This is a genomic window from Thermomicrobiales bacterium (assembly GCA_037045155.1).
Lineage (GTDB): Bacteria > Chloroflexota > Chloroflexia > Thermomicrobiales > CFX8 > JAMLIA01.
In genome coordinates, this window is sequence record JBAOIG010000003.1 from 760,505 (window position 1) to 784,707 (window position 24,203).

Here is a 24,203-nt window from a genome sequence, read left to right on the forward strand (position 1 = left end):
TCACTCACCGCTCCGATCGGGTGCGTGCTCGCGGATGAAGCGAACCGCCTCCTCCATCGGCGTTCCAGGGCCAAAGACCTCAGCGACGCCGAGCTCCTTGACATGTGGAATGTCCTCGTTCGGGATGGTGCCGCCCGCGACAACGAGAACGTCGGTGACGCCCGCCTTCTCCAGCTCAGCGAAGATCTTCGGGAACAAGGCCAGATGCGCGCCGGACAGGATCGAGAGCCCGATGACGTCCGCATCCTCGTCGATCGCTGCCCGGGCGATCATCTCGGGAGTCTGGAACAGTCCGGTATAGATCACTTCCATACCCGCGTCGCGAAGCGCGCGAACCATGACCTTTGCGCCACGGTCATGTCCATCCAGCCCCGGCTTGGCGACGAGGACGCGAATCGGCGTCGTTCGCGGATGCGCTGTAGAGACCATCATTCCCTCCACCCCTCGCTAGACAACCAGCAACTGGCGATACTCGCCGTAGACGCGACGCAAGCTGTTTGTAATCTCGCCGAGCGTTGCGTAGGCGTTGGCGGCATCGATTAGCCACGGCATGACGTTCTCGCCGGCCCGCGCGGCATTCTCCAGCCGCTCGATCGATGTCCTCCAGATCTCGGGGTCCCGCTCATCGCGCACGCGTCGCAAGCGTTCGATCTGGCGGCCCTCTCCATGAGGATCCATCTGTAGCAATGGAATACCGGGTTCCTCGTCAGAGCGAAAGGCGTTGACGCCAACGATAATCTTGCGTTGGTCGGCCAGAGCCTGTTGGTAACGATACGAGCTGTCGGCGATCCTTCGCAGGAAGTAGCCCTCCTCGATAGCCGGCACGACGCCGCCATAGGATTCGATCTCATCGAAGATGGCGAGGACACGCTGTTCCATCTCGGTCGTCATTGTTTCGACCGCATACGAACCGCCTAGTGGATCCGTGATGTTTGCGATACCGCTCTCGCTGGCAAGAATCTGCTGAGTCCGAACGGCAATTCGCGCGGCCCACTCGCTGGGAAGCGCGATCGCTTCGTCCAGCGAGTTTGTGTGGAGACTCTGCGTCCCGCCGAGAACGGCAGCCAGGGCCTGGATCGTTGTCCGAATAACGTTGTTCTCCGGTTCCTGGGCGGTGAGCGAGCAACCGGCCGTCTGGGTGTGGAACCGTAGCCACAATGACCGCTCGTTCTTCGCGCCATAGCGCTCGCGCATCAAGCGAGCCCAGATACGACGAGCCGCGCGGAACTTGCTGATCTCCTCGAAGAAGTCGTTGTGACAGTTGAAGAAGAACGACAGGCGTGGGGCGAACTCGTCGATATCGAGGCCGCGCTCTAGCGCGGCGTCCACGTACGCAAGGCCGTCGGCCAGCGTAAATGCAAGCTCCTCAGTCGCCGTCGCGCCGGCCTCGCGGATGTGATAACCGGAGATCGAGATCGAATTCCACAACGGCATCTCTCGGGTGGCGAACTCGATCGTGTCGGTGACAAGCTTCATCGACGGCGAGGGCGGAAAGATGAACTCGTTCTGAGAGGTGAATTCCTTGAGGATGTCGTTCTGCAACGTCCCGCGGAGATTCTCGCGGGGCACCCCGCGCTTCTCGGCCGTTGCGATATACATCGCCCAGATGACGGCAGCCGGCCCGTTGATCGTCATCGACGTTGTCACAACGTCGAGCGGGATCTCATCGAGCAGCGCCTCCATATCGGCCAGCGAGGAGACGGCGACGCCGCACTTGCCGAACTCTCCGGCAGCGAGCGGGTCGTCCGTGTCGCGGCCGTAAAGGGTGGGCAGGTCAAACGCGATCGACAACCCGGTCTCACCGTGATCGAGGAGGTAGCGGAATCGCGCGTTGGTCTCTTCAGCGGAGCCAAAGCCGGCGAACATGCGAATCGTCCACAGCTTGCCGCGATACATGGAGCTATGGATCCCGCGAGTGAAGGGATACGCGCCGGGATCACCAAGATCACGCTGATAGTCGAAATCAACACGGCGCAGATCGGCGGGTGCGTAGACCGACTGGACGGCTTCGCCAGAGACGGTCGTGAACTCCCGCTCATCCGGGGGTGATCCCGCATAGCGCTCGTCACCGGGCATGCGCGAAAACGGTCCGGCCATGGAACCCTCCTTCAGTACGTGGCCTGAGGTCGGCGTCGTTGCCGACTGGAGGTGTGAGCGAGCCGAATCTGATGGCGCTCTCAATCTATCCTACCCGCAGTCGCTCTGCCATGGGTAGCGTCACAGGATCTTTTTGCGCTCCGGGCTCCGATGTTGCGAGTTCAGCGTTACTGGACCGTTCCGACGGAGTCCTGCCGCTATCGTGTTCGGTAGTCGTAGAATCCTTCGCCGCTCTTGCGGCCAAGCTTGCCGGCAGCGACCATCTTGCGGAGCAAGGGGCAAGGACGGTACTTCGGGTCACCGAGGTCACGTTGCAACACTTCGAGGATATCGAGGCAGACGTCAAGCCCGATCAGGTCTGCGAGCGCGAGTGGGCCCATCGGGTGATTCATACCCAACTTCATCACCTGATCGATATTGTCCCGCGTCGCGACGCCTTCCATCAGGCAGTAGATCGCTTCGTTAACCATCGGCATCAGCACCCGGTTGGAGATGAAGCCGGGGAAATCGTTCACCTCGACTGGCGTCTTGCCGACCTTCACCGCAAGAGCCGTCACCGCGCTGACAGTCTCATCATCGGTCTCAAGGCCGCGGATAATCTCGACCAGCTGCATCACCGGGACGGGGTTGAAGAAATGCATTCCGATTACCCGCTGGGGCCGGCGCGTCGCCGCGCCGAGCATCGTGATCGGAATCGATGAGGTATTCGACGCCAGAATCGTCCGTTCGGGAGCCATCTCGTCGGCCCGCTCGAAGACCTCACGTTTCAGGGCAAGGACTTCTGGAACCGCTTCGATCATCAGGTCCACGCCGGCCAACGAACCGAAGGATGTGGTTGATTCGATGAGGCCGAGCGCAAGAGCCATTGTGTCTGCGGAGATACGTTCGCGATCCACCCCCCGCTGCAGGTTCGCGCGAATCGTCGTCAGCCCACGATCGAGGCTCTCCTGGCTGATGTCCACCATCGTTACCGGAACGCCGGCCTGCGCCATCACCTGCACAATGCCATTACCCATCGTCCCGCCGCCGACCACCGCGACCCGCGTAATTTCCACGTCTGTTCTCCTCCGCTCACGCGCCCGGTTAGCGGCCATTCGACCGGCAATACCGTAGGCGCCGGTATTTGTATCACCTGCTGCCGGGTGGCACGTCCGCCGTCAACTCGATCGTTGGCTTTCGATTGAATTGGTTCATTGCCGGCACGAGACCCTCTTGCAACCAGACCACGATGGCATCTGCTGCCAGATCGAGCACATCTCCGAGGCGCTGCCGCTCGGCTGGCGAAAATGGCGAAAGAACATATGGCACAGTCGGGCCGGTCGCAGGTCGCGAGATGCCAACGCGAAGGCGCGGGAAGCTCGATGAACGCAGATGGTGGATGATCGAGGCGACGCCATTGTGACCGCCATCACTGCCCTCTCCGCGCAGCCGGATGCTTCCAAATGGGAGATCCAGGTCATCCGACACTACCAGCAACCGATCGCGCGGAACCTTGTACCAGCGCGCCAGCTCCGCGACGGCAACGCCACTCTCGTTCATAAACGTCTGCGGCATCGCGAGGACGAGTCGCTGGTCGGCGAGCCGAGTTTCGCAGATCTCCGATTGGAAGCGGCTGCGAGTAGTTCCCGCAGGCAGTCGACTCCGCAGGCGATCCAGCACCATGAATCCGGCGTTATGGCGTGTCCCTTCGTAGCGCCGGCCCGGGTTTCCTAGCCCGACAATTAACCAGACATCACTTCGTTCCTGGCGCACGTGGTCATCCCCCCTCGCCCGACGGCGGAACCAACGGAACCAATCAGTGTTCTCGTAGCCAGAGCGCCGCAGCCCCGATGGTATACTCCGCGCTTGATGCACCGCTAATTTCTCACGCCGCCCCGGCGGCGCACCTCGGAGCTCAGACATGAACGTGTTCGGCATGGGAACCCCGGAAATCCTCGTGATCATGATCGTCGCCCTGATTATCTTTGGCCCGGGCAAGCTCCCGGAAATTGGCGCGCAGGTCGGCAAAGCCGTCCGCGATTTCCGTCGGATCACGAAAGAGATGACCGACGAGTTCGAGGGCTCGATCAACGATGTCCAGTCGTCGGTCACCGACGTCAAGGAAACCGTCAGCAACGTCCAGAAGGAGACCGTCGCGATCGCACAGTCGATTCCGTCTGCGATCGAAGGCGGCAGCCGTCCGGCCAGTTCCGCTTCCCCGAGCTCGGCGCAGCCCAAGTCGGCAGCAACCCGAGAAGATCCCTTCGCTGATCTCGCCGCGCTCGACGAAGCCGGAGATCAGCCCGTCGCGCATCCTCAATCATAGTTGGGGCGCCGCCCCATCCACCAAACCGACTCCCCCCAACGATCTTTACGGATGACTATGCTGCCGACAAGAAGATCATTGGTTGGCGCTTCCGGCGACGCACTGTTCTGCTTGCCATAAATGATCCGGGCGAGGATCCTTCTCGGCTGCGACCACCGGCCCGCGGTGATCGATCCTCCGAGAAGGATCCGCACCTCACCGCCGGGCCGAAGAACGCGGGCGACCTCGCGGAAAACGGCGGCATCGAAGATCCAGACACCCGGGTATGTTGACGTAACAACATCCATTGACCCGTCGCTCACCGGGAGCGCGCTCGCACTCGCACACACGACAGGCACACCCCGGCGTTGCGCTCGGTGAATCATGGACATCGATCGGTCAATGCCAAGCGCGAGGACTCCTGCCCGAGCGGCCCGCGCAACAAGGCAACCCTCGCCGCAACCAAGATCGAGCAGTGTGGCAAAGATCGGTGGGTCGAGCGCCATCATGCGGCGGCCATTCCAGGCCGGCCCGTTCAGCAGTCGACCTGCGGGTTCGTGCAGAAACGCGAGCCTCCCGTAGAGGAGCGAAAACCCCCAACCCAGTGCTGCGCGGCGGATCTCGACTACAGGTCGACGGCTGGCTGGCATACTACCCGGCATGTTGATGCAGCCTCTCGATGCGTTTACCGTAACCGCTACCGATGGACGCGCGCGGCGTGGATTGCTTCGCCTACCGCGTGGCGTGGTTCGCACGCCTGCGTTCATGCCAGTCGGGACGCAGGCGGCAGTCAAGGCCCTCGACCCGGCCGATCTTCGCGCCGTCGGCAGCCAGATCATCCTGGCAAACACGTATCATCTCATGCTTCGACCGGGCGCCGATGCGCTGGAACACCTCGGCGGCGCCAGCCACTTCATGCGATGGGATGGACCACTACTCACTGATTCGGGCGGCTTTCAGATCTTCAGCCTGGCAGGAACCCGGAAGCTGACAGCCAACGGCGTGATATTCCGTTCGCATAGCGACGGGTCGCAACACGAGTTGACCCCGGAGCGCGCGATGAAGCTGCAGTCTCAGTTCGGGTCGGATATCACGATGGCCCTCGACGTTCTGGCCGGATTCGGCGCCGATGACGCCGAGCAGGCCGCAGCTATGCGGTTAACCCACGAGTGGCTGCCGCGGAATATCGCCGCCTTTCGCGCCGAAAGTGGCGACGACCCGACGCGGGGCTTGCTTTTTGGCATCTGCCAGGGCGGATTCGATCTTTCGCGTCGGGTCGCGTCGGCGGCGTTCGTCGCCGAGAGTGGCGTCGATGGCTGCGCGATCGGTGGGCTCAGCGTCGGCGAGCCGAAGGATGTCATGGGCGAGATGCTCGCGGCTTCGATCGATGGGCTGCCGGCCGACCGTCCTCGATACCTGATGGGGGTCGGATCACCAGAAGACCTTTGGAATGGCGTTGCGGCAGGCGTCGACCTGTTCGATTGCGTCCTTCCGACGCGAGTGGCGCGACGTGGCGCGCTGTACACTCCGACCGGACGCGTCGATATCGCTGCCAGTCGATTTCGCCTTGTCGACGAGCCGATCGATGCGTCATGCGACTGCTATACGTGTCAGACGTTCAGCGCCGCCTACGTGCACCATCTCTTCCGCGCGCGAGAGTTGCTCGCCTATCGGCTGGGCTCGATTCACAACGTGCGCTTCCTTCATCGGCAAACGGAACGGATGGCGACCGCGATCGAGGCGGGGACGTTTGCCGAGGACCGAAGCGAGTTCATCAGCACGTATCGCCCCGCCGACCAACAGATCGCCGCGCAACAGCGCGAGAAGCACCGCATCGCGCGTGCGCACAGCACACGCTGAGCGATCGCGCATCGCTATGAGCAGGCAATGACTTCGCAAGCTGGAGATCCGAGACCAGAGCCCGTAAGCCCGGCCCCACAATTCGACGGGCCGCGGTCACCGGAGAATCAAATCAAGAGAGCGTGGCTCGTACTCGGCGTCGTCAGCGCCTGGTCGTTTATCCTGTTGGTTGCGCTGATTTCCGGCGTCGTCTGGGCGAGTCGCCATGCGACCGAGGCTCACGACGCGCGAATCACGTTCATCAGTGGCAGTGGGGTGTTGATCCGGTCGCCGGCCGATACGGACTGGCGTCTGATCGACGCCGACCAGATGGTCAGCGAGGGCGATCGAGTATCAACTGCTCTCGGCACCGTTGTCACGCTGACCGCCTTTGACGGAACCACGGTCGAGATCGCCGAGGATTCGGTCGTGATGATCGACCGAATGCGCTCGTCACGATTCTTTGACCGGACGAAGCTGGTTACGCTGCGGCTAGAACGCGGCGCAGTCTACGCGAACATGGTTCCGTCGGGTGACTATTCCTATAGCGAGCTCGTGATCGAGGCCGCCGGATCCCGGGCGGTCATGGCATCCGAAGTCTCCAGGCAGCAAGAAGGCGCATTTCTGGTCGAGATTGTGTCGCCGGGAGATGGCTCAGCGCCAGCAGACGCCAGTGTTCGCGCGGCCGTCCTTCGTGGGCAAGCGACGGTGACGCGCGCCGATCGCGAATTGACACTGACCGAGAATCAGCAGACGGTCATCGATCCGACAGGAGTTGCCGGCAAGATTACCGCGCCGGTGCGAGAGCTTCTTGTCAACGGCTCGTTCGAGAACGGACTGGCCGGCTGGGTCGACTTCCGCCAACAAAATGCCCAGCAGGCCGGGATCGTCCCTGTCAACGCATCTGTTGACCTCGTGAGCGATCAGATCCAGGGGGCTGACGTCGTCGCGCTTGCAATCTCTCGCCCGTCTGACGGAACTGCCGGAACCGTACAGGCGGGTGTGCGGCAACGTGTCGGCAAGACGCTGCGCGTCATCACATCACTCCGACTTCAGTTCGACGTGCGGATCACAGATCAGCAGCCGGCCGGCGGCGGCGATGATCTCAACCAGTTCCCGTTGATCGTCATGCTCGACTATATCGACGTCGAGGGAAAGGAACGGACCTGGTCGCATGCCTACTACGCCGTCTCTGACCCGGATCGACCGATCGATGAATTTCGTGGTTCGCGCGTCGAACGCGACGCCTGGAGCCGCGTGTCATACGACCTGAGCAATCTGACGCCGTTGCCGAGACAGATAACCGCGGTCGTGTTGTACGCTTCGGGACAGAGTTACCAGACACGTGTAACCAACGTGTCGCTCACCAGCGGCGAGCTCCTCAGGTGATGAGGCATGCCCGGATTGACGCAAGCCACGAGCGTGGACGCAGGGTCGGCGAGAGGAATTGACGATTCATGGCGCGGATCAGCATCATCGGCAGTGGCTACGTCGGACTTGTTTCCGCGGCCGCGTTCGCTGACTTGGGCAACGATGTCACTGGTATCGACATTGATGAGAACAAGGTCGCATCGCTGCGGCGCGGCGAATGCCCGATCTACGAGCCGGGTTTGCCCGAGCTACTGACCCGCAACCTGAAGGCCGGCCGGCTCCGCTTCACAACATCCTATGCCGATGCCGTCCCCGACTCCGAGTTCGTCTTCATTTGCGTCGACACACCCCAGTCATTCAACGGAGAGGCCGACATGCGCGCGGTACGCCGCGCCGCAACGACCATCGCACAGCATCTACGCGGGGCGACAATCCTCGTGAACAAGAGTACGATGCCGATCGGATCCGGTGATCTCGTTGCGAAGATCGTCAAGGAACACACGTGCGACGAGGTGAATTTCTCCGTCGTCAGCAATCCCGAGTTTCTTCGCGAGGGCTCCGCGGTGCACGATGTCATGCACCCCGAGCGCATCGTTCTTGGATCGGATGACCGGCAGGCCGCCGAAAAGGTGGCCGATCTGTACCGTGTCCTCCAGACGCCGATCGTCATCACCGATCTCCGCTCGGCGGAGATGATCAAGTACGCGTCAAACGCGTTCCTGGCGACAAAGATCTCGTTCATCAATGAGATCGCGCGGATCTGCGAACGCGTCGGGGCAGATGTGACGGTGGTCGCGAAGGGCATGGGACACGACGCTCGGATCGGTCCTCTCTTCCTGGAGGCAGGCATCGGGTATGGTGGCTCCTGCTTTCCAAAGGATGTCAGCGCACTGGCATATATGGCCGAAGAGGCCAACACACACCCCCAACTGCTGCGTGCCGTTATTGAAATCAACAATGACCAGCGGCGGCGATTTGTCCAGAAGCTACAGGAGCAGCTCGGCGATCTGACCGATCGACAGATCGGCGTATGGGGGTTGGCGTTCAAGCAGAACACCGACGACATGCGCGAGTCACCTGCGATCGATATCATCCGCATGATCGAGCAGCGCGGAGGGACGGTTCGCGCTTACGATCCGGCTGCCGCTGAGAACGCGCGCCCGCTCCTCCCTAACACTACCATCTGCTCCAGCCCCTACGATGCGATCGACGGAGCCGATGCTCTTTGTGTCATCACGCCATGGAACGAGTTCAAACAGGCCAACCTCGGACGCGTCGCCGAGCTGATGCGGACGCCATTGCTGCTGGACGGGCGCAATCTGTATGACCCCAGCGACGTTCAAGCACACGGACTGACATATGTCGGCATCGGGCGCTGAGTACGAGCCGATCTGGGACAGCGAGGCTGCCGGTCCTGTCGAGGTCGGCATCGACATCATCGAGATCGAGCGGATCGGGCAGACGCTGGAGCGATTTGGCGATCGTTTCCTGACCCGCGTGTACTCTCCTCGCGAACGCGAACGCTACGGCAAACGGGTGCAGGAGCTCGCCGCGCGCTTCGCTGCGAAGGAAGCGACGATGAAGGCGCTGGGGACGGGCGTGCGTGGCGTTCGCTGGCGTGACATCGAGGTGCTACCCAACCGACGAGGCAAACCGATCCTCGTGCTTCACGACACCGCCCTTCGCCGCGCGCGACTGCTGGGCTTCACACATTTCGCGGTGTCACTCACCCATTCCCGCGGCGACGCTATGGCGATCGTCATCGCGTCCAAGGTCCCGGTCGATGTGAAATGACAGTGTTGGTGACGCCGGATGAGATGTACGCTGCCGAGCGGCGCACGATCGACGCGGGGACGACTGCGGATGCGCTGATGCGCCGCGCCGCTGAGGCAATTGCCAGCTGGATCGACCGCCATGTCATGACAGATGGGGCCTCAGCTCGCCGGATAACCGGGCTTGTCGGCCCGGGCAATAACGGCGGTGACGCCCTGGTCGCGCTCGGCATTCTCTCCCGTTCGAACTGGCTCTGTGAAGCCGTCACTGTCCATCGCAACGAGCCCGGCGATCTGCCATTGACTGATATCGAACGAGCTGGGGTCGTCTTCACCGAGACGCCCAATCTCGCCAACTGCGATGTCATTCTCGATGGCGTGTTCGGTTATCGCAGTCGTCCGACGCTGCCACCAGATATCGCCGTGTTGTTCCGCGGGATCAATGCGGTCCGCGCCGCGCGACCGGTTCCCATCGTCGCGATCGACGTGCCGTCAGGCATCGACGCTGGCGTCGGCGAAGCGGCAGTTGACACGTTGCGCGCCGACGTCACCCTCTGTCTCGGATTGCCGAAGTTGGGAATCACGCGTGAGCCGGCCGCGTCGATGGCAGGTGAGCTGATCGTCATCGATATCGGCATCGAGCCGCCCGAGATTCATGGTCGAGCAATGCTCCTGGACAGAGCATCGGTCAGCCCGATGCTTCCGCGCCGGCGGGCGACCGCCCACAAGCATGGAACTGGCGCAGTCCTGATCGTTGGCGGCGCGCCGACCTACTACGGAGCTCCGAGATTGTCGGCGGAGGCAGCGTTACGCGCTGGCGCCGGGCTTGTCGCGGCCGCTGTTCCCCAGCAAATCGCGCCTGTGCTCGCGTCACAGGCGCCAGAGACGGTGCTGGCGCCGCTTTCAGATGAGAACCAGTTGCGCGCAATTCTTGATTTCGTTGCCGAGCGCGAATCGACGCTCCACGCGCTGGTCGTCGGGCCTGGTCTGGGGCGATCCGCCGCGGCAGCGTCTATCCTCGACGGTCTGCTATCCGAGCGCGCTCCGGCTCCGATTCGACGCCTGACAAAGGTCGTCGACGCCGATGCGCTGAACTGGATGTCGGGGCTAGCCGGCCCTCCCGATGGACTCGAGCCTGGGTCCGCCGTCCTGACGCCCCACCCGGGAGAGCTGGCGAGACTGATGCATACCGATCCTGTATCGATCCTCGGCGATCCCGTCCACTGGGCGCGTGAGACTGCCGCGCATTTCGGGCAGGTTGTCGTACTGAAGTCGGGATATTCGCCGGTCGCACGTCCCAATGGGGATGTCTGGCTCGCTCAGCGCGCGACCCCCGAGCTGGCGACGGCCGGCACGGGCGACGTGCTCGCCGGCCTGATTGGTGGGCTGCTCGCCCAGGGTCTGTCCCCCTGGGATGCGGCGCGAGTTGCCGTGTATTCCGGCGCCGAGGCCGGCCGGCGCGCAGCCCGGCATCATGGCACGATGGGCACCGTTGCACGGGATGTGATCGACGAGATCGGGGGCGTTCTCCGTGACCTTGCTGAGCCTGTCTGGCGCACGTGACGTATTGATTCTGGAGGTGAATGATCGTGATGAATACCGATGCACGCGTGGCGACGATCATGTCGACGGATGTGATTGCTGTCACACCAGAGACAAGCGTGACTGAGCTCGCGCGACTGATGGTCGAGCATGATGTCTCGGGGATCCCTGTCGTCGATGATGGGATTCTCGTCGGGCTTGTGACTGAGGTCGACGTCGTCTCCCGGGAAATCGATGTGGATCCACCTGCTTTCGGCACATTCCTGGATGCCATCTTCCGGCTTCCGTGGGACAAGTCCGACGAAGAGTTGCGCCGGGTCCTCGCCTCGACAGCGGGAGAGCTCATGACGCGTGACGTCAAGACCATCTCGCCCGACGCGCCGATCCGTGACGCGGCGAACATGATGTTCAAGCAGGAACTGAATCCGCTACCTGTCGTCGATGAGCATGGCCGACTGCTAGGCATCATCTCTCGCTCCGACATCGTCCGCCTCGTCGCCGAGGCATCCGAAATCGCCGATCGGAGCGTCTAGCCGCGTGACAGATAGTCAGCAGGGGAGCGTCGATCGCGGCGTCGGCGTTTCCGAAACACATGCGACGATTGACCTCGACGCTTATCTACATAATATCGCGCTATTGCGCTCGATGGCGCCGGCCGGATCGGCCTTCATGGCCGTCGTCAAGGCGGACGCCTACGGCCACGGGCTGATCGGTTGCGCCCGCGCAGCCGCTGAGGTGGGTTGCGAGTGGTTGGCGGTTGCGCGAGTCACCGAGGCGATGCGGTTGCGAGCAGCCGGCATTACGACGCCGACACTCGTCCTCGGCCCGCCCGTATCCTCACGTCTCGCCGAAGCGATCCGGGCCGATGTAACCTTCGCCGCCGGAAGCTGGTCGATGGTCGAGGCGCTTTGCGCAGCAGCTCGCGAGGCAGGGCAGCCCGCGCGCGTTCATGTCAAGGTCGACATCGGCATGCGCCGGTACGGTTTCATGCCCGACGAGCTGCCGACGGCTCTCGAACGCCTGACCAACATGAACGATCTGGATATCGACGGATTCTTCAGCCACTTCTCCAGTGCAGACGAACCGGGGGCAGAACCGACTGGCGAGCAGGTATCCACGTTCTCAGCCGCAGTCGAGGTAGCGCGGAACGCGGGCATCAACCCACGTTGGGTCCACCTGTCCAACAGCGCCGGGATCATCACAGGGAGAACCGGACCGACCAATCTCGTCCGTGCGGGCGCCGCGACGTACGGGCTATCGCCATCACCCGAGGTGCCGTGCGATCCACGGTTTCGGCCGGTGATGTCGATTCGTAGCGTCGTGACCCGAGTCAGCCAGGCTCCGGCCGGCGTCGCTGTTTCCTACAACGCGATCTATCGCACGACCAACACTGAGACGCTTGCAACCATTGCAATCGGGTATGCAGATGGAATACCGCGTCCGTTGGCGAATCAGGGTTGGTTCGTGATTGGCGGAACGCCACGGCCAATCCGCGGACGCGTCTGCATGGACCAGACAATCGTCGGCGATGCTGACGGAGTGTCCGAGGGAGACCAGGTCGTCGTCGTTGGGCCAGGAGCAACGGGCGCGATGACATTCGAGGACATCGGTCCGATGGCTTCGACGAACAACTACGAGGCTGCGACCCGCCTTACCGCGCGGGTGCCTCGGATCTATGTCCGCGATGGACGCGCGGTGGCCCGAGAAGACTGGTTGTGCGACACCCCGGCGCAGGACAATGAATAAGGCCGGCGCAGTTGCGCCGGCCTTAACTCTCGTGACCGATGCTAGACGACGCCGCTCGCGTCGCTGAGCAGAGACTCGACATCGCGTTGGACGACGAACGTGCGGCCGGACATCTCGTCACGAACGTATCCGAGATGGCGCTCATCCATCCAGCGATAGATCGTCGGCCGGGTGACGCCCAGGCGTTGGGCTGCCGCGCCGATCGAGACCAGTTCCGATGGCTCGTATGCACGATACTTGGCCATTGAAAGCATTCCGCCCAGCGGCGTCTCCCAGAATGACCGCGGCACCATGTAGTCTTCTGCCATCGGTGGCCAGAACAGGAGCTGAAGGACGCTATCGATTGCTTCGAGCACCCGATCCTTCGGCTCGCGAATTTCGCCTCGGGCGAGCTGAGCGAGGCGAAGTAGATCCGTTCCCAGCGGACCACGCCTCAGTGTCGTCATATCCAGCGGACGCTCTGCGTCCGGGAACAGCCGGCTCACCAAACGGTGATGATGACTGTAGACGATCCGCAACGCCTCATCGATGACGTTCTGGTAGTCGGTTCGTTCCCCCTCCACGCCTGCTCCTTTCGCGCGGCGCAACGTGTATGTCCTCTCTGTACGTACCCATTGTATCTGCACTCTCGCGATCCCGTCAATCGTCCACAGGACGAAAATCTATCGTTTGTACGCGGGAAAAGTCAGCAGGCGAGGATTATCCGCAACCGGGCGCAAGAGAGGCGCGCGCGTCTTACCGGGCATCTGCTATAGTGAAACGTCTGACCGGACATCGTTGCCCCGGCCGAGGAGCGATCTATGCGCGTCATCTGGCGCATTCTGACCTATTTGAAACCGTATCCGTTGAGCCTTGTCGTTGCCTATGTATGCCTGTTCGTCGCCACCGGCGCGCAGCTTGCGGTGCCACGGCTCGTTCAGAGAGTGATCGACCATGGGATCGTTCAGAATGATCAGCATGCGATCCTGACAGGGTCACTGCTGATCATCGCCGTCGTGACGGTCCAGGCGGCCTTCACCTATGTCCGCTCATATCTCTTTCAAGCGCTCTCGGAACGCGTCTCGACCGACGTTCGGCATCAGCTTTACGGCCACCTGCTCACCCTGCCGTTCCAGTTTTTCGATGTCGCTCAATCTGGCCAGTTGATGTCTCGCGCGACAGAGGATGTCAACGCCATCCGGCGCTTCCTGATGTTCTCGTTGCGCATGGTGATTTACAGCGTGACAGTGTTCATCATTGTCAGCATCCTGCTCCTGCGCGAACACCTGAAGCTCGGGCTACTTTCGCTCGCGATGATGCCGGTGCTGGCATTCACGGCGCTTTACTTCTCGTCACACGTCAGGCCAATGTTCGCAAAGGTGCAGCAGCAGTTCGGCGAGATGTCGAGTGTGCTGCAGGAGAACCTTGCCGGAACCCGGGTTGTCCGGGTATTCGCGCGCGAGGATGCCGAAATCCGCCGGTTCGATCACTCACTCGACGAGTTGTATGGTCGGCAGATCGAAGCGATTCGCTACTATTCATTCTTCTTCCCATTCATGCAATTCCTTGCTGGCGCGTCGTTGGTGATCGTGCTCTGGTACGGTGGCCGGCAGGTGCTCAACGGGTCTCTCTCGATCGGCACATTTGTCGCGTTCAACCTGTATCTGACGTTGTTGGCGATGCCGCTCCGTCAACTCGGCTGGATCATGAACTCCGTTGCTCGTGCGATTGCATCCGGAGATCGTATCTTCGAGATCATCGACACGCGACCCGCGATCCGCAACCGGGCTGATGCCGTGACGCTGGACGCTCCTCGTGGAGATGTCGCGTTCACCGACGTGACGTTCACCTACCCGAATACTTCACGCCCCGCGGTTCGCGACGTCAGCCTCTCCGCGCCGGCCGGCGGCGTCGTCGGCCTGATCGGCGCTACCGGCAGCGGCAAGAGCACGATTCCCAGCCTGCTGGCCAGGTTCTACGAGGTGTCGCACGGTACGGTGACTTTCGATGGCATCGATGTGCGCACGATCGAGATCGGGAGCTTGCGGCGAAACATCGGGTTCGTGCTTCAGGAGACGTTTCTGTTCTCCTCGACCATCCACGACAACATCGCGTTCGGCAACCCGACCGCATCACGCGCAGAGGTTGAGACGGCGGCTCGAATCGCGCAGGCCTACGCGTTCATTAGCGAGATGCCAGACGGGTTTGACACTCGGCTCGGCGAACGCGGTGTGTCGCTTTCGGGCGGCCAACGACAGCGCGTCGCAATCGCACGGGCAATCTGCGCCAATCCCCGCGTCCTCGTCTTCGACGACGCGACATCCAGTGTCGACACTCAGACTGAATACGAGCTTCAGCAGGCTCTCGCGCGTGCGATGGCCGGTCGCACGACGTTCATCATCGCCCAGCGTGTCTCCAGTCTGAAGGAAGCCGACGAGATACTCGTCTTTGACGATGGGAGCATCGTCGAACGCGGGACACACCAGGGACTCATCGCGCAGGATGGCCACTATGCCCGTCTGTACGAGCTGCAGCTCAAGGATCAGGAGGAGTTCGTCACTGCGGCCGATTAGGCCGAGCGGGCGATAGCCATGTACCAAGCGACAGATCCTGACGATCTCCTCGGCAGAGCGTACGACAGCCGCATAACACGACGCCTCATCTCCCAGGTCGGGCCGTATAAACGCCCTGCGGTAATCGCAGTGGCGCTGATCCTGATCGTCACCTTCCTGGAGCTGTCGATCCCGTTTATGTTCGGGCTCGCGGTCGACATCGTCACCAACGCGATTAGTGGGACGACTGGGCGCACGTTTTTCGGCCACGCGGGAGCCACTGGGCTGAATCTGCTCGGCGCCGCCTTCCTCGTCGTGCTGGTGCTTCGGTTTCTTGCAAGCTACTTCGAGATGTTCCTCATGGGCCAGGTCGGTCAGCGCATTGTGTACGATCTGCGCGCGTCGATGTTTGCTCGTATTCAACGACTCGGTATTCGATATATCGACCGCCGCGGTGTCGGGTCGATCATGTCGCGGATCCAGAACGATGTCTCCGTCATCGACCAGCTGTTCTCCGACGGTCTCGTCGACATCCTCTCTCAGGTGGCGCTGCTGGTGGGGATCATCGTCCTCATGTGGATGACGAACTGGCAACTGGCGCTGGTCTCGTTCGCGCTGCTGCCCGTCATGGTCGTGCTGATGGTGTTCTGGCGTCGGAAGGCTATCCTGACGTACCGCACGACCCGAATCACGATCGGCCGCGTGAACGCGTTCCTTGCCGAGAATATCGCCGGTATGCGAGTGATCCAGTCATTTACCCGTGAGCCGCGCAATCTGAAAACGTTCACCGGCATCAACGACGAGAACCTCGACGCCAACATCGATGCGGCGCGGTTGTCCGCATTCCTCTTTCCGTTCGTCACCTTCATCGAATACGTGACGATTGCGCTTGTGTTGTATGTCGGTGGGCGGATGGTCGGCGGAGTCGCCTTTACCGTTGGGGAGCTCGTCACATTCGTCGCCTACGTCGGGCGCTTCTACGATCCGATTAACCAGCTGTCACAGGCCTACAACACGCTCCAGGCGGCAACCGCTGCGGGTGAGCGGATTTACACGATTCTCGATACCGAGAGCGAGATCACCGACGCTCCAAACGCGGTCGTGCTTCCGCGCATTGAAGGACACGTTGTCTTCGATAGCGTCCGGTTCGGCTACGAAGAGGCCGAGGTGCTGCACGATATCAACCTCGATGTCCAGCCAGGCGAGTCCATCGCATTCGTTGGGGAGACTGGCGCCGGCAAGTCGTCGATGATCAACCTGCTGACACGTTTCTACGACGTGCGAGACGGCGCAATCCGCATCGACGGACACGACCTCCGCGATGTCACGCAGGAGTCACTCCGCTCCCAGCTGGGTGTTGTCCCGCAAGACACCTTCCTGTTCGCCGGCACCATTCGCGACAACATCCTGTTCGCGCGCCCGGACGCATCCGAAGAAGAGATGATTGCCACAGCGAAGGCGGTCGGCGCGCACGACTTCATCGTCAACCTTCCCGGTGGATACGACGCCGAGGTCCACGAGCGAGGAGCAACACTCTCAGTCGGTCAACGTCAGCTACTCTCCTTTGCCCGCGCGCTCATTTCCGATCCGCGGATCATCATTCTCGATGAGGCAACATCCAGCGTCGATACGGAAACCGAGCTCATTATTCAGGGCGCGTTGCACACGCTACTCGCTAACCGGACATCGTTCATGATCGCTCACCGGCTATCGACGATCCGTGAGGCCAGTCGAGTTGTCGTCCTCGATCACGGACGGGTCATCGAAATCGGCTCCCATGACGAACTGCTTGAGCGACAGGGCGCTTATCACAAGCTCTATACGATGCAGTTCCGTACTACGGCCGCCGCCGCCGACTAGCGACGACCTGGTCGCGACAGAGTGACGCGAAGGTAAACTCAGACCCCCATGCCCAGTGATAGCTGAATAGCGGGAAGAGATGTCACGTCGGTGCGCTCGAATCGGTCGAGCACGCCGACCGGCGTCGCATACCCTGCCAACGCAATCGCCTCGCGAGCGCTGGCAAGAGCAATCGCGGCCGAGTTGTTCTTGTCCGACAGGTGAGCCAGCCAGATCGCCCTCGTGCGAGCAGTTGTGAGGGAAACCAGGGCAGCGGCGCAATCATCATTGCTCAGGTGACCGGTCGGGCTTTCGATACGTCGCTTCAATCGGGCAGGGTAGGGGCCGGATCGAAGCATCCGGCGGTCGTAGTTTGATTCAAGCACGATGATATCGGCGTCACGTATGGCGTCGACCACCGACTCCCCGACGTAGCCCAGATCGGTGAAAATCGCGATTCGGGTCTTGCCGTCGTCAATGACGAAGCCACACGGTTCAGCCGCATCGTGGGACACGGACACGAACCGGATCTCGACCCCCGCTTCGGCGAAATGTTCGCCGGCCGACCGTGGGCTGAAGGGTCGCTCCGAACGAATCGCCTGGAATGTGCCGCGCGTCGTGACGATCGGGCTGCCGGTGCGTCGGGCAATCGAATCAACCGACCGGATATGGTCGATATGTTCGTGACTTACGATGATTGCGGAGAGCCGGTCGTGAACGTCGAAGTCGCGGAGCGCGGCCTGGATCGTCCGGACTCCGACACCGCAATCAATGAGCATCGCCGCGTTACCGGTGTCGAGAAGAAAGCCGTTGCCGCTGCTGCCAGAGCCCAGCGAGACGAGTCGCATCATGCTCCCGGCGGCGGCGCGAAGATCGCTCGCCCGACTCGCACGATCGTTGCGCCTTCCTCGACGGCCACCTCGTAGTCGTTCGTCATCCCCATCGACAGGTCCGCCAGGTTGGAACCCGGGAAGTCACGCTTCAGGCGGTCGCGAAGCTGCCGTAATTCGGCGAACACCGGGCGAGCTTCTTCCGGTGTCGCAGTCAAAGGCGCCATCGTCATCAACCCACGCAGCTCGAGGTTCTTACGGGCCAGCACCGCCTCAACCATGGCTGCCGCGTCATCAGGGTCGCATCCGTGCTTCTGCTCCTCGCGGGCCACATTCACTTGCAGGAGGATCGGCTGGATCACACCGGCAGCCTCGCATCGTGCCTGGAGAGCATCGACCAGCGAGAGCCGGTCGACTGAGTGGATGAGCTGGAATCGCCCAACTGCGTGACGCACCTTGTTGGTCTGCAAGCTGCCGATCAGATGAAGCACCAGGTCGTCGGGCGAGTCCTCGAACTTGACGAGGGCGTCCTGGATACGATTCTCGCCGAAGTGACGCATGCCGGCCGCGTATGCCGCGTCGACGTCCGCCCGGCCAACGGTCTTGCTCACTCCGACGAGCGTAATCTCGCTGGGATCGCGGCCGGCCCGCTCGGCGGCGAGCGTGATTCGCCCCTCGACCGCAGCAATTCGCGCGGCGATGTCGGTGATGATTGATGTCACGGTCGGCCCCTCTCGGACAACTTCGCCACCATTAGCATACGACCAGCCATCGCCACGCCACGCGCCGCAGCGCGATAGGAGAAGAATCGGTCGATCTGGCAGCGAACACAACCGCCGCTGATTTCGACATTGCCCTCAGCGACACCCACCGAGGCGAGCGCCCGCATATTGGCGGCCCAGAGATCGAAGTGCGTTCCGCCGGAGGAGATGGCCTCGCCATTCGGGTCCAGGCCACTGGCGCGCCAGGCATCGGCTACCTCCACGCCAACCTCGTAGCAACACGGGCCGATCGACGGACCGATACCGACGAGAAGATCTGCTGGGCTGGATCCGAACGCATCGCGCATAGTCTCGACTGCCGCCGGGGCAATGCCGGCCACCGTGCCGCGCCAGCCAGCATGGACGACGCCGACCGCGTGCCTGACAGGGTCGTAGAGAACGAGCGGGACACAATCGGCGACGATGACTCCTAGCGCGACCGAGGGATCGGCCGTGACCAGAGCATCGGTCGCCGGGAAGCCGTCGAACGCGGGATATCGGCCACGTCCACGACTATCACGGTCGACGATTTCGACTCGTGAGCCGTGCGTTTGCCGGCCAATCGTCAGCGACGCGGGCTCGATCGATACCTCGTTCAAAAAGTCGGTCCGGTTGGCCTCGATGATCTCGGCAGTCGTTCCCCGGCCATGGCCCACATCGCCGTCGTGGCCGTCACCACGACGGCGGCCACTCATGCCGTGGGCAATCGGTTGCTCGGCGAGTGATGTGAACCGGAAGGCGACGCGCCCGTTGGAGCTCATCTCTCCTCCGTCGCAGCGCGCAGGATGATCTGATCGACGACAAGCTCGACCGGCGCCAGGTCGTCGGTGAAGACGCGGTCATGACCTGTCCATTCGCGGATATTACCCGTCTCGATCGCGATATCGCCGACCTGGCGAATCAGAGATCCTTCAGGAATATTCGCGATATTCGCTGCGAAGCTGGCGATGTCGGTCGGCTGCTTGGTGGCGATTACCATGCTGTTGGTGAACCGTGCGACATCGATGATGTAGACGTTCGGGAAGACCGACGCCATCGTCGAGGCCATGACATCGACCAGGCGGAAGTCGGTCGTCGTGCGGCCGGCGTTCAGCACGACCACGCCATCGTCGTTCAGATGGTCGCTCGCCGACTGAAAGAACTCCCGGGTCGTCAGGTGAAACGGAATGTACGGCTGACGGTACGCGTCTACACCAATAACGTCGTACTTCTTTTCGCTGCGGCTCAGGTAGTAGCGGCCATCATCGACGACGACGTTGAGGTTCGGTTCGTTCATGTTGAAGAACTTGCGGCCAATGTCGACAATCTCGCCATCGATCTCAACCCCGTCAATCGGTATTGGACCGTATGCGGCGGTGAACTGCTGGGCCACCGTGCCAGCGGCAAGGCCGACCAGGAGCAGACTGTTAACATCGTCGGGGGTCGCGTTGGCGTTGAAGTAGGAACCGACCATGAAGTAGTCCCACGGGCCACCCGTCAACTCCCGGTTGGGTGAATAGATCGAGTGGGTGGCGTGACCCTCGTTGAGAGCCAGCCGGGTCTCGTCCTGATACTGAATCACCTGAACGTAGTTGTAGCGCGTCTCCGCCTCGTAGATGACTCGGCCATATTCAGGGGGACGAATCAGGCCGGCCGGCTGAATCACCGGGACCAGCGCCACGACGAGCAACATCGCCACTGACAGCGCGACTTCACGGACCGCCGGGACCGCCGCTAACGCCAGCAGCGACGGGATGAGCATCGCCGACGCAAGAATAAGGAATGTCGTTCGGGTTCCAAACACCGGAATCAGAAGAAACGTCGGCAGGAAGCTTCCGATGATCGAGCCGACCGTCGAGAGCGCGTACAGCGATCCGGCGGTGTTACCGGCGGCGGCGACATCGTCGAGCCGTAATCGGACGGCGAACGGCGAGACACAGCCGAGCAACGTCACCGGGACCGCAAAGAGCAACATCGTTCCAAGCAACGACCCGTAGAACGCGCCGACCGACACGTTGTCGAACGCAGCCAGCGAGATCTCGAGAATTGGCCGTGACAGCATCGGAATGAAGGCCACACTGAACCCGGCAACAGCCGTCAGTGTGTACAGAACCGCGGGCTCAGGGTAGCGATCGGCGATCTTGCCTCCGAGGAAGTAGCCGATCGTCAGGTAGAGGAGCGTCAGGCCGATCAGGTTTGCCCAGATGAAGGTCGACGACCCGAAATACGGGCCAACCAGACGGGAGGCGCTCGTCTCGACGGCAATACTGCAGATGCCACCGACGAAGACAATCGTCGATAGCACGGCAGCCCGCGGATCGAGCCAGGCCGGCCGGCGGTGAGAAATACTGTGTGATGCGGATACCACGCGCTAGTAGCTCTCCAGATCGATCGGCACGTCGATGATTACCGGCATGTCGCTCGACTTCGATCGTTCCAGCGCCGAGGTCAACTCCTCCGGTGAATTCGCGCGAATGCCTTCGATTCCATATGCCTCGGCAAGCTTGACGTAATCCGGATTCACGAGATCGACCGCAACGTAACGGCCAGGGTAGGTGCGGCGCTGCGCAACCTTAACAGCGCTATGGGTCGCGTCATTGAAGATCACCATCGTCACTGGAATACGGTGATGGACTGCCGCGCCGATCTCCTCCATCGTGAACTGGAAGCCGCCATCTCCAGTCATCGAGACGACCTGCTTGTCCGGGCAGGCGACTTTCGCGCCTATCGCGGTGGGCATCGCCGACCCAAGCGTCCCGAAGCCACGTGGGAACGTGTAGGTGCGTGGCTCATAGATCGGGAAGTAGCGGACCCCTTCGTACGCCATCATCGTCATATCGTTGCAGAGGATGGCGTCGCGATCCATCCCGGCCCGCAATGCATCGATGTACTGAACGTAGCCTGCTGTCCTTACATCTGCCGGCTCCTGAAGCCGGTCGCGGACTTGCGCGACAGTGCGCTCGTCCCAACGATGCTTTGGCAGCGAGCCGGCGTCGACTTTGGCGAGCAGCTGGTCGAGCGTCGCGGCCGCATCGGCGACGATACTGACGGTCGTATCGTAGCGCTTGCCATGCTCCGACGGGTCGATGTCGATGTGAATGATGTTGGCTGGCAGCGGCATCGTCGCCTCACCAGTGGTGCGCACGCCAAGCCCACTCCCGACAACGATAGCCAGATCGCTACCACGCATGATCTCCGTCGTCGGGTTGTCGGCGGTCCAGCGGTATCCGAACGAACCGACAGCGTAGGGATGATCCTCCGGAATTGCTCCCTTGCCCATCAACGACATAACAACCGGAGCGCCAAGCGCCTCGGCGAGTCGGGTGACGCGAGCAGATGCCTCAATCGACACCGCGCCGCCGCCGGCGAAGATCATCACGTTCGAGGCGCTGGCAATGAGCGTTGCCGCGTGTTCGATCTCCGCGGAGATATCGACGGCCGGCGCCACCGGAGCAGCGACGATCTCCCCGAGGTCGAGCTCTTCGGCCATGACATCGATCGGCACCTCCAGATAGACTGGCCGAGGTCTGCCTGTGCCAAGCGCTGCGAATGCTTCGTTCATCGCAGCCGGAATCTCGGCGGCGCTCATAACACGCTTCGCCCACTTGACGAACGGCCGCATCACCGACATCTGGTCGGTGATCTCGTGCAGGTTGCCTTCGAGGCTGTCGAGATATTTGCGCTCGAGGTTCGTCGCGATAATGAAGATGTTCGACGAGTCGGCAAACGCTTCACCCACCGCGGTCGCGACGTTCGTAACGCCGGGACCGGTAACGATCAGCGCGATACCCGGCTTCCCGGTCGTCCGGTAGTAGCCGTCGGCCATGAACCCGGCGCCCTGCTCGTGCCGCGCGAGAATATTGGTAATCGTCGGGTGGTCGATGAGGACATCGTAGAGGTCCAGGTTATGCACACCGGGAATCCCGAAAACCGTGTCGACGCCGTTTGCCTCTAACGCCTGCATGATCGCGACGCCGCCGCGCACACGGCTTCCAACAGAGATCGTCATCGTCTTCGGTTCCTCCCGGCCTTGTATCGATCCGCGCATACTACCCGGACAAGTATATGCAGCGTCGTCGCTACAGGTACGATAGGCGCGATTGGGAGGGGCGTCGATGCGGACGATCTGTGTATTCTGCGGCGCCAGATCGGGTGTGGATCCGCGGTATTCGGAAACGGCGAGCAATCTCGGAGAGCTGATCGCAACATCCGGACGGCGACTGGTTTTCGGCGGGGGCGACATCGGGCTGATGGGCGCTGTGTCCGCGGCTGCCCATGCGTCGGGTGGCGCAGTTGTCGGCGTCATACCGGCGTCACTGATCGATCGGGAGCTGGAACGCTCGCCAGAGATCGCGCTGCGGGTCGTTCGGACGATGCACGAGCGCAAAGCGATGATGGTCGAGCTATCGGATGGCTTCGTCGCGTTGCCCGGCGGCTTCGGCACGCTCGACGAGCTCTTCGAGATCCTCACCTGGTCTCAGCTCGGCATCCATCGCAAGCCGGTCGGGCTGCTGAATTCGGGCGGCTTCTACGATCGGTTGCTGGCGTTTCTGGATAGCCTTGTCGCCGATGGATTTCTGCTGGGTGGCCACCACGAGCTGTTGATCGTCGATGACGATCCTGCCAGCCTCCTGGATCGGATGGACCGGTGGGTCGCGCCGGATCTGGCGAGGTGGGCGGACCTCGAAGATGTCTGACTCAAAGCGCGTTGCGCGTGATATTCCTCATATGCGTACAAGAACCGTTATCCGCAATATGATGATCGGCGAGCTCCCCTGATCGCAGATGCCCACCGACGTCGACGCTGATTGCCAATGAGAGTGAGATGATGCTGTGAACGCGACGGAATCGAGCCTGTTGGTTGCGGCCGATGGGGACATCGTCACCTGGACTCTGAATCGGCCGGCTGTCCGCAACGCGGTGAATCTGGCATTGCTGGAGTTGCTCGACGCTGAGCTCGACGCGCTTCGCCGAAATCCGCCCCGCGTCCTGATCCTCGGCGCGACCGCGCCCGGGTTCTGCGCAGGGATCGACCTCAAGGAGTCACGAGACGCGACCGCTGAATTCGCCCATGTCCGAGTCACGTTGATGCATCAAGTGCTGGACAAGCTGCGGCGCTTTCCATCTCCGGTTATCACGGCGATCGACGGGGCCTGCGCAGGTCTCGGGGCCGAGTTGGCTATTTCGGGAGACCTGCGAGTGGCATCGCCGACATCCAGATTCGGCTATCCAGAGCCACGCGTCGCCGTTCCGTCGCCGTCTCACCACTTGATCTCGCTGGTCGGGCTGGCCCGTGCCCAGGATCTTCTGCTCACCGCTCGCTGGGTTCCGGCGCCAGAAGCGGAGAGCTTCGGGATCGTTTCGAGAATCGCGGTCGACGCCGACACTGCTGCCCAGGAGCTTGCCGCGCAAGTCGCAAAGCTTGCGCCGCGCTCACTTATGTTAACTAAGGAGAATATGAACCTGAGCATCCGCGCCGGAGCTGAAGCAGCGTCCCGCCATCATATCGATGGCGTCACGAGCTCGGCATGGACAAGTGACCGCGCCGAGGCACTGGCGGCGTTCGCTGAGCGGCGCGAGCCATCGTTCACTGGATCTTGACAGGAAGGAAG

23 protein-coding genes are annotated in these 24,203 nt (G+C 62.0%); 12 read left to right on the forward strand and 11 right to left on the reverse strand.

The window, feature by feature from the left end:
* From V9F06_06740 to pth, 4 genes are all read right to left on the reverse strand, one after another.
* Complete coding sequence (locus V9F06_06740; GenBank protein ID MEI2617320.1) at positions 1–432, reverse strand: cobalamin B12-binding domain-containing protein; 432 nt, start codon at positions 430–432, stop codon at positions 1–3.
* Positions 433–447: 15 nt separating this feature from the next.
* Positions 448–2,097, reverse strand: a complete 1,650-nt coding sequence (locus tag V9F06_06745; protein ID MEI2617321.1) for a methylmalonyl-CoA mutase family protein — start codon at positions 2,095–2,097, stop codon at positions 448–450.
* A gap of 197 nt (positions 2,098–2,294) precedes the next feature.
* Complete coding sequence (locus V9F06_06750) at positions 2,295–3,152, reverse strand: 3-hydroxybutyryl-CoA dehydrogenase (protein MEI2617322.1); 858 nt, start codon at positions 3,150–3,152, stop codon at positions 2,295–2,297.
* Positions 3,153–3,225: 73 nt separating this feature from the next.
* A complete protein-coding gene (pth, locus tag V9F06_06755) occupies positions 3,226–3,849 on the reverse strand; it encodes an aminoacyl-tRNA hydrolase (GenBank protein ID MEI2617323.1) in 624 nt (207 codons plus the stop codon).
* A 148-nt stretch (positions 3,850–3,997) separates the two neighbouring features.
* Between pth and V9F06_06760 the strand changes: the two genes are divergently transcribed.
* Positions 3,998–4,402, forward strand: a complete 405-nt coding sequence (locus V9F06_06760) for a TatA/E family twin arginine-targeting protein translocase (protein ID MEI2617324.1) — start codon at positions 3,998–4,000, stop codon at positions 4,400–4,402.
* Here V9F06_06760 and V9F06_06765 read toward each other — a convergent pair.
* The gene (locus V9F06_06765) at positions 4,393–5,148 is read right to left on the reverse strand and encodes a class I SAM-dependent methyltransferase (protein ID MEI2617325.1); all 756 of its coding nucleotides are present in this window, start codon (positions 5,146–5,148) and stop codon (positions 4,393–4,395) included. The genes V9F06_06760 and V9F06_06765 overlap by 10 nt on opposite strands.
* On the opposite strand from V9F06_06765, the gene tgt reads away from it, so the two are divergent.
* The 7 genes from tgt to alr all read left to right on the forward strand — a co-directional run bounded on the left by tgt (position 5,042) and on the right by alr (position 12,651).
* Positions 5,042–6,241 (forward strand): tRNA guanosine(34) transglycosylase Tgt, encoded by a 1,200-nt coding sequence (gene tgt / locus V9F06_06770; protein MEI2617326.1) that lies wholly within the window; start codon positions 5,042–5,044, stop codon positions 6,239–6,241. The genes V9F06_06765 and tgt overlap by 107 nt on opposite strands.
* Positions 6,242–6,406: 165 nt before the next feature.
* Entirely contained in the window at positions 6,407–7,609 is a 1,203-nt protein-coding gene (locus V9F06_06775; protein MEI2617327.1) for a hypothetical protein, read from the forward strand.
* Between the two features lie 68 nt (positions 7,610–7,677).
* Positions 7,678–8,970, forward strand: a complete 1,293-nt coding sequence (locus V9F06_06780; protein MEI2617328.1) for a UDP-glucose/GDP-mannose dehydrogenase family protein — start codon at positions 7,678–7,680, stop codon at positions 8,968–8,970.
* Entirely contained in the window at positions 8,951–9,385 is a 435-nt protein-coding gene (acpS, locus tag V9F06_06785) for a holo-ACP synthase (protein ID MEI2617329.1), read from the forward strand. The genes V9F06_06780 and acpS overlap by 20 nt, the downstream gene beginning before the upstream one ends.
* The gene (locus V9F06_06790) at positions 9,382–10,926 is read left to right on the forward strand and encodes an NAD(P)H-hydrate dehydratase (GenBank protein ID MEI2617330.1); all 1,545 of its coding nucleotides are present in this window, start codon (positions 9,382–9,384) and stop codon (positions 10,924–10,926) included. Before acpS ends, V9F06_06790 begins: the two co-directional genes overlap by 4 nt.
* A 29-nt stretch (positions 10,927–10,955) precedes the next feature.
* On the forward strand, positions 10,956–11,438 hold the full coding sequence (locus V9F06_06795) for a CBS domain-containing protein (GenBank protein MEI2617331.1): 483 nt from the start codon (positions 10,956–10,958) through the stop codon (positions 11,436–11,438).
* A gap of 4 nt (positions 11,439–11,442) precedes the next feature.
* Complete coding sequence (gene alr, locus V9F06_06800; protein MEI2617332.1) at positions 11,443–12,651, forward strand: alanine racemase; 1,209 nt, start codon at positions 11,443–11,445, stop codon at positions 12,649–12,651.
* Positions 12,652–12,692: 41 nt separating this feature from the next.
* On the opposite strand, the gene V9F06_06805 is transcribed toward alr, so the two are convergent.
* Positions 12,693–13,214 (reverse strand): excisionase family DNA-binding protein, encoded by a 522-nt coding sequence (locus V9F06_06805; protein MEI2617333.1) that lies wholly within the window; start codon positions 13,212–13,214, stop codon positions 12,693–12,695.
* Between the two features lie 237 nt (positions 13,215–13,451).
* On the opposite strand from V9F06_06805, the gene V9F06_06810 reads away from it, so the two are divergent.
* Positions 13,452–15,203, forward strand: coding sequence for an ABC transporter ATP-binding protein (locus tag V9F06_06810; GenBank protein MEI2617334.1), 1,752 nt, complete (start codon positions 13,452–13,454; stop codon positions 15,201–15,203).
* Between the two features lie 18 nt (positions 15,204–15,221).
* Positions 15,222–17,042: an ABC transporter ATP-binding protein gene (locus tag V9F06_06815; GenBank protein MEI2617335.1), complete on the forward strand. Its 1,821-nt coding sequence runs from the start codon at positions 15,222–15,224 to the stop codon at positions 17,040–17,042.
* A 38-nt stretch (positions 17,043–17,080) separates the two neighbouring features.
* Here the strand turns inward: V9F06_06815 and V9F06_06820 are convergent, their stop codons facing one another.
* From V9F06_06820 to V9F06_06840, 5 genes are read right to left on the reverse strand one after another with little or no spacing between them, the layout of a single operon-like run.
* Complete coding sequence (locus tag V9F06_06820; GenBank protein ID MEI2617336.1) at positions 17,081–17,869, reverse strand: MBL fold metallo-hydrolase; 789 nt, start codon at positions 17,867–17,869, stop codon at positions 17,081–17,083.
* The gene (locus V9F06_06825) at positions 17,869–18,573 is read right to left on the reverse strand and encodes a YggS family pyridoxal phosphate-dependent enzyme (protein ID MEI2617337.1); all 705 of its coding nucleotides are present in this window, start codon (positions 18,571–18,573) and stop codon (positions 17,869–17,871) included. Before V9F06_06825 ends, V9F06_06820 begins: the two co-directional genes overlap by 1 nt.
* A complete protein-coding gene (pgeF, locus tag V9F06_06830) occupies positions 18,570–19,373 on the reverse strand; it encodes a peptidoglycan editing factor PgeF (GenBank protein MEI2617338.1) in 804 nt (267 codons plus the stop codon). Before pgeF ends, V9F06_06825 begins: the two co-directional genes overlap by 4 nt.
* Positions 19,370–20,959 carry a fused MFS/spermidine synthase gene (locus V9F06_06835; GenBank protein ID MEI2617339.1) on the reverse strand — a complete coding sequence of 530 codons (1,590 nt, stop codon included), beginning with the start codon at positions 20,957–20,959 and terminating at the stop codon, positions 19,370–19,372. Before V9F06_06835 ends, pgeF begins: the two co-directional genes overlap by 4 nt.
* Positions 20,960–20,962: 3 nt before the next feature.
* Complete coding sequence (locus V9F06_06840) at positions 20,963–22,600, reverse strand: thiamine pyrophosphate-binding protein (GenBank protein ID MEI2617340.1); 1,638 nt, start codon at positions 22,598–22,600, stop codon at positions 20,963–20,965.
* A gap of 106 nt (positions 22,601–22,706) precedes the next feature.
* Between V9F06_06840 and V9F06_06845 the strand changes: the two genes are divergently transcribed.
* Both V9F06_06845 and V9F06_06850 read left to right on the forward strand, forming a co-directional pair.
* The gene (locus V9F06_06845) at positions 22,707–23,288 is read left to right on the forward strand and encodes a TIGR00730 family Rossman fold protein (GenBank protein MEI2617341.1); all 582 of its coding nucleotides are present in this window, start codon (positions 22,707–22,709) and stop codon (positions 23,286–23,288) included.
* Between the two features lie 136 nt (positions 23,289–23,424).
* Complete coding sequence (locus V9F06_06850) at positions 23,425–24,192, forward strand: enoyl-CoA hydratase/isomerase family protein (protein ID MEI2617342.1); 768 nt, start codon at positions 23,425–23,427, stop codon at positions 24,190–24,192.
* Positions 24,193–24,203 lie beyond the last annotated feature (11 nt).

Excerpts from the sequence above, each read along its gene's own strand:
- V9F06_06740 (MEI2617320.1), bottom strand. The coding sequence starts at position 432 with ATGATGGTCTCTACAGCGCATCCGCGAACGACGCCGATTCGCGTCCTC.
- V9F06_06745 (MEI2617321.1), bottom strand. The coding sequence starts at position 2,097 with ATGGCCGGACCGTTTTCGCGCATGCCCGGTGACGAGCGCTATGCGGGA.
- V9F06_06760 (MEI2617324.1), top strand. The coding sequence starts at position 3,998 with ATGAACGTGTTCGGCATGGGAACCCCGGAAATCCTCGTGATCATGATC.
- tgt (MEI2617326.1), top strand. The coding sequence starts at position 5,042 with ATGTTGATGCAGCCTCTCGATGCGTTTACCGTAACCGCTACCGATGGA.
- V9F06_06765 (MEI2617325.1), bottom strand. The coding sequence starts at position 5,148 with ATGAACGCAGGCGTGCGAACCACGCCACGCGGTAGGCGAAGCAATCCA.
- V9F06_06780 (MEI2617328.1), top strand. The coding sequence starts at position 7,678 with ATGGCGCGGATCAGCATCATCGGCAGTGGCTACGTCGGACTTGTTTCC.
- acpS (MEI2617329.1), top strand. The coding sequence starts at position 8,951 with ATGTCGGCATCGGGCGCTGAGTACGAGCCGATCTGGGACAGCGAGGCT.
- V9F06_06790 (MEI2617330.1), top strand. The coding sequence starts at position 9,382 with ATGACAGTGTTGGTGACGCCGGATGAGATGTACGCTGCCGAGCGGCGC.
- V9F06_06795 (MEI2617331.1), top strand. The coding sequence starts at position 10,956 with ATGAATACCGATGCACGCGTGGCGACGATCATGTCGACGGATGTGATT.
- V9F06_06810 (MEI2617334.1), top strand. The coding sequence starts at position 13,452 with ATGCGCGTCATCTGGCGCATTCTGACCTATTTGAAACCGTATCCGTTG.
- V9F06_06815 (MEI2617335.1), top strand. The coding sequence starts at position 15,222 with ATGTACCAAGCGACAGATCCTGACGATCTCCTCGGCAGAGCGTACGAC.
- V9F06_06820 (MEI2617336.1), bottom strand. The coding sequence starts at position 17,869 with ATGCGACTCGTCTCGCTGGGCTCTGGCAGCAGCGGCAACGGCTTTCTT.
- pgeF (MEI2617338.1), bottom strand. The coding sequence starts at position 19,373 with ATGAGCTCCAACGGGCGCGTCGCCTTCCGGTTCACATCACTCGCCGAG.
- V9F06_06840 (MEI2617340.1), bottom strand. The coding sequence starts at position 22,600 with ATGACGATCTCTGTTGGAAGCCGTGTGCGCGGCGGCGTCGCGATCATG.
- V9F06_06845 (MEI2617341.1), top strand. The coding sequence starts at position 22,707 with ATGCGGACGATCTGTGTATTCTGCGGCGCCAGATCGGGTGTGGATCCG.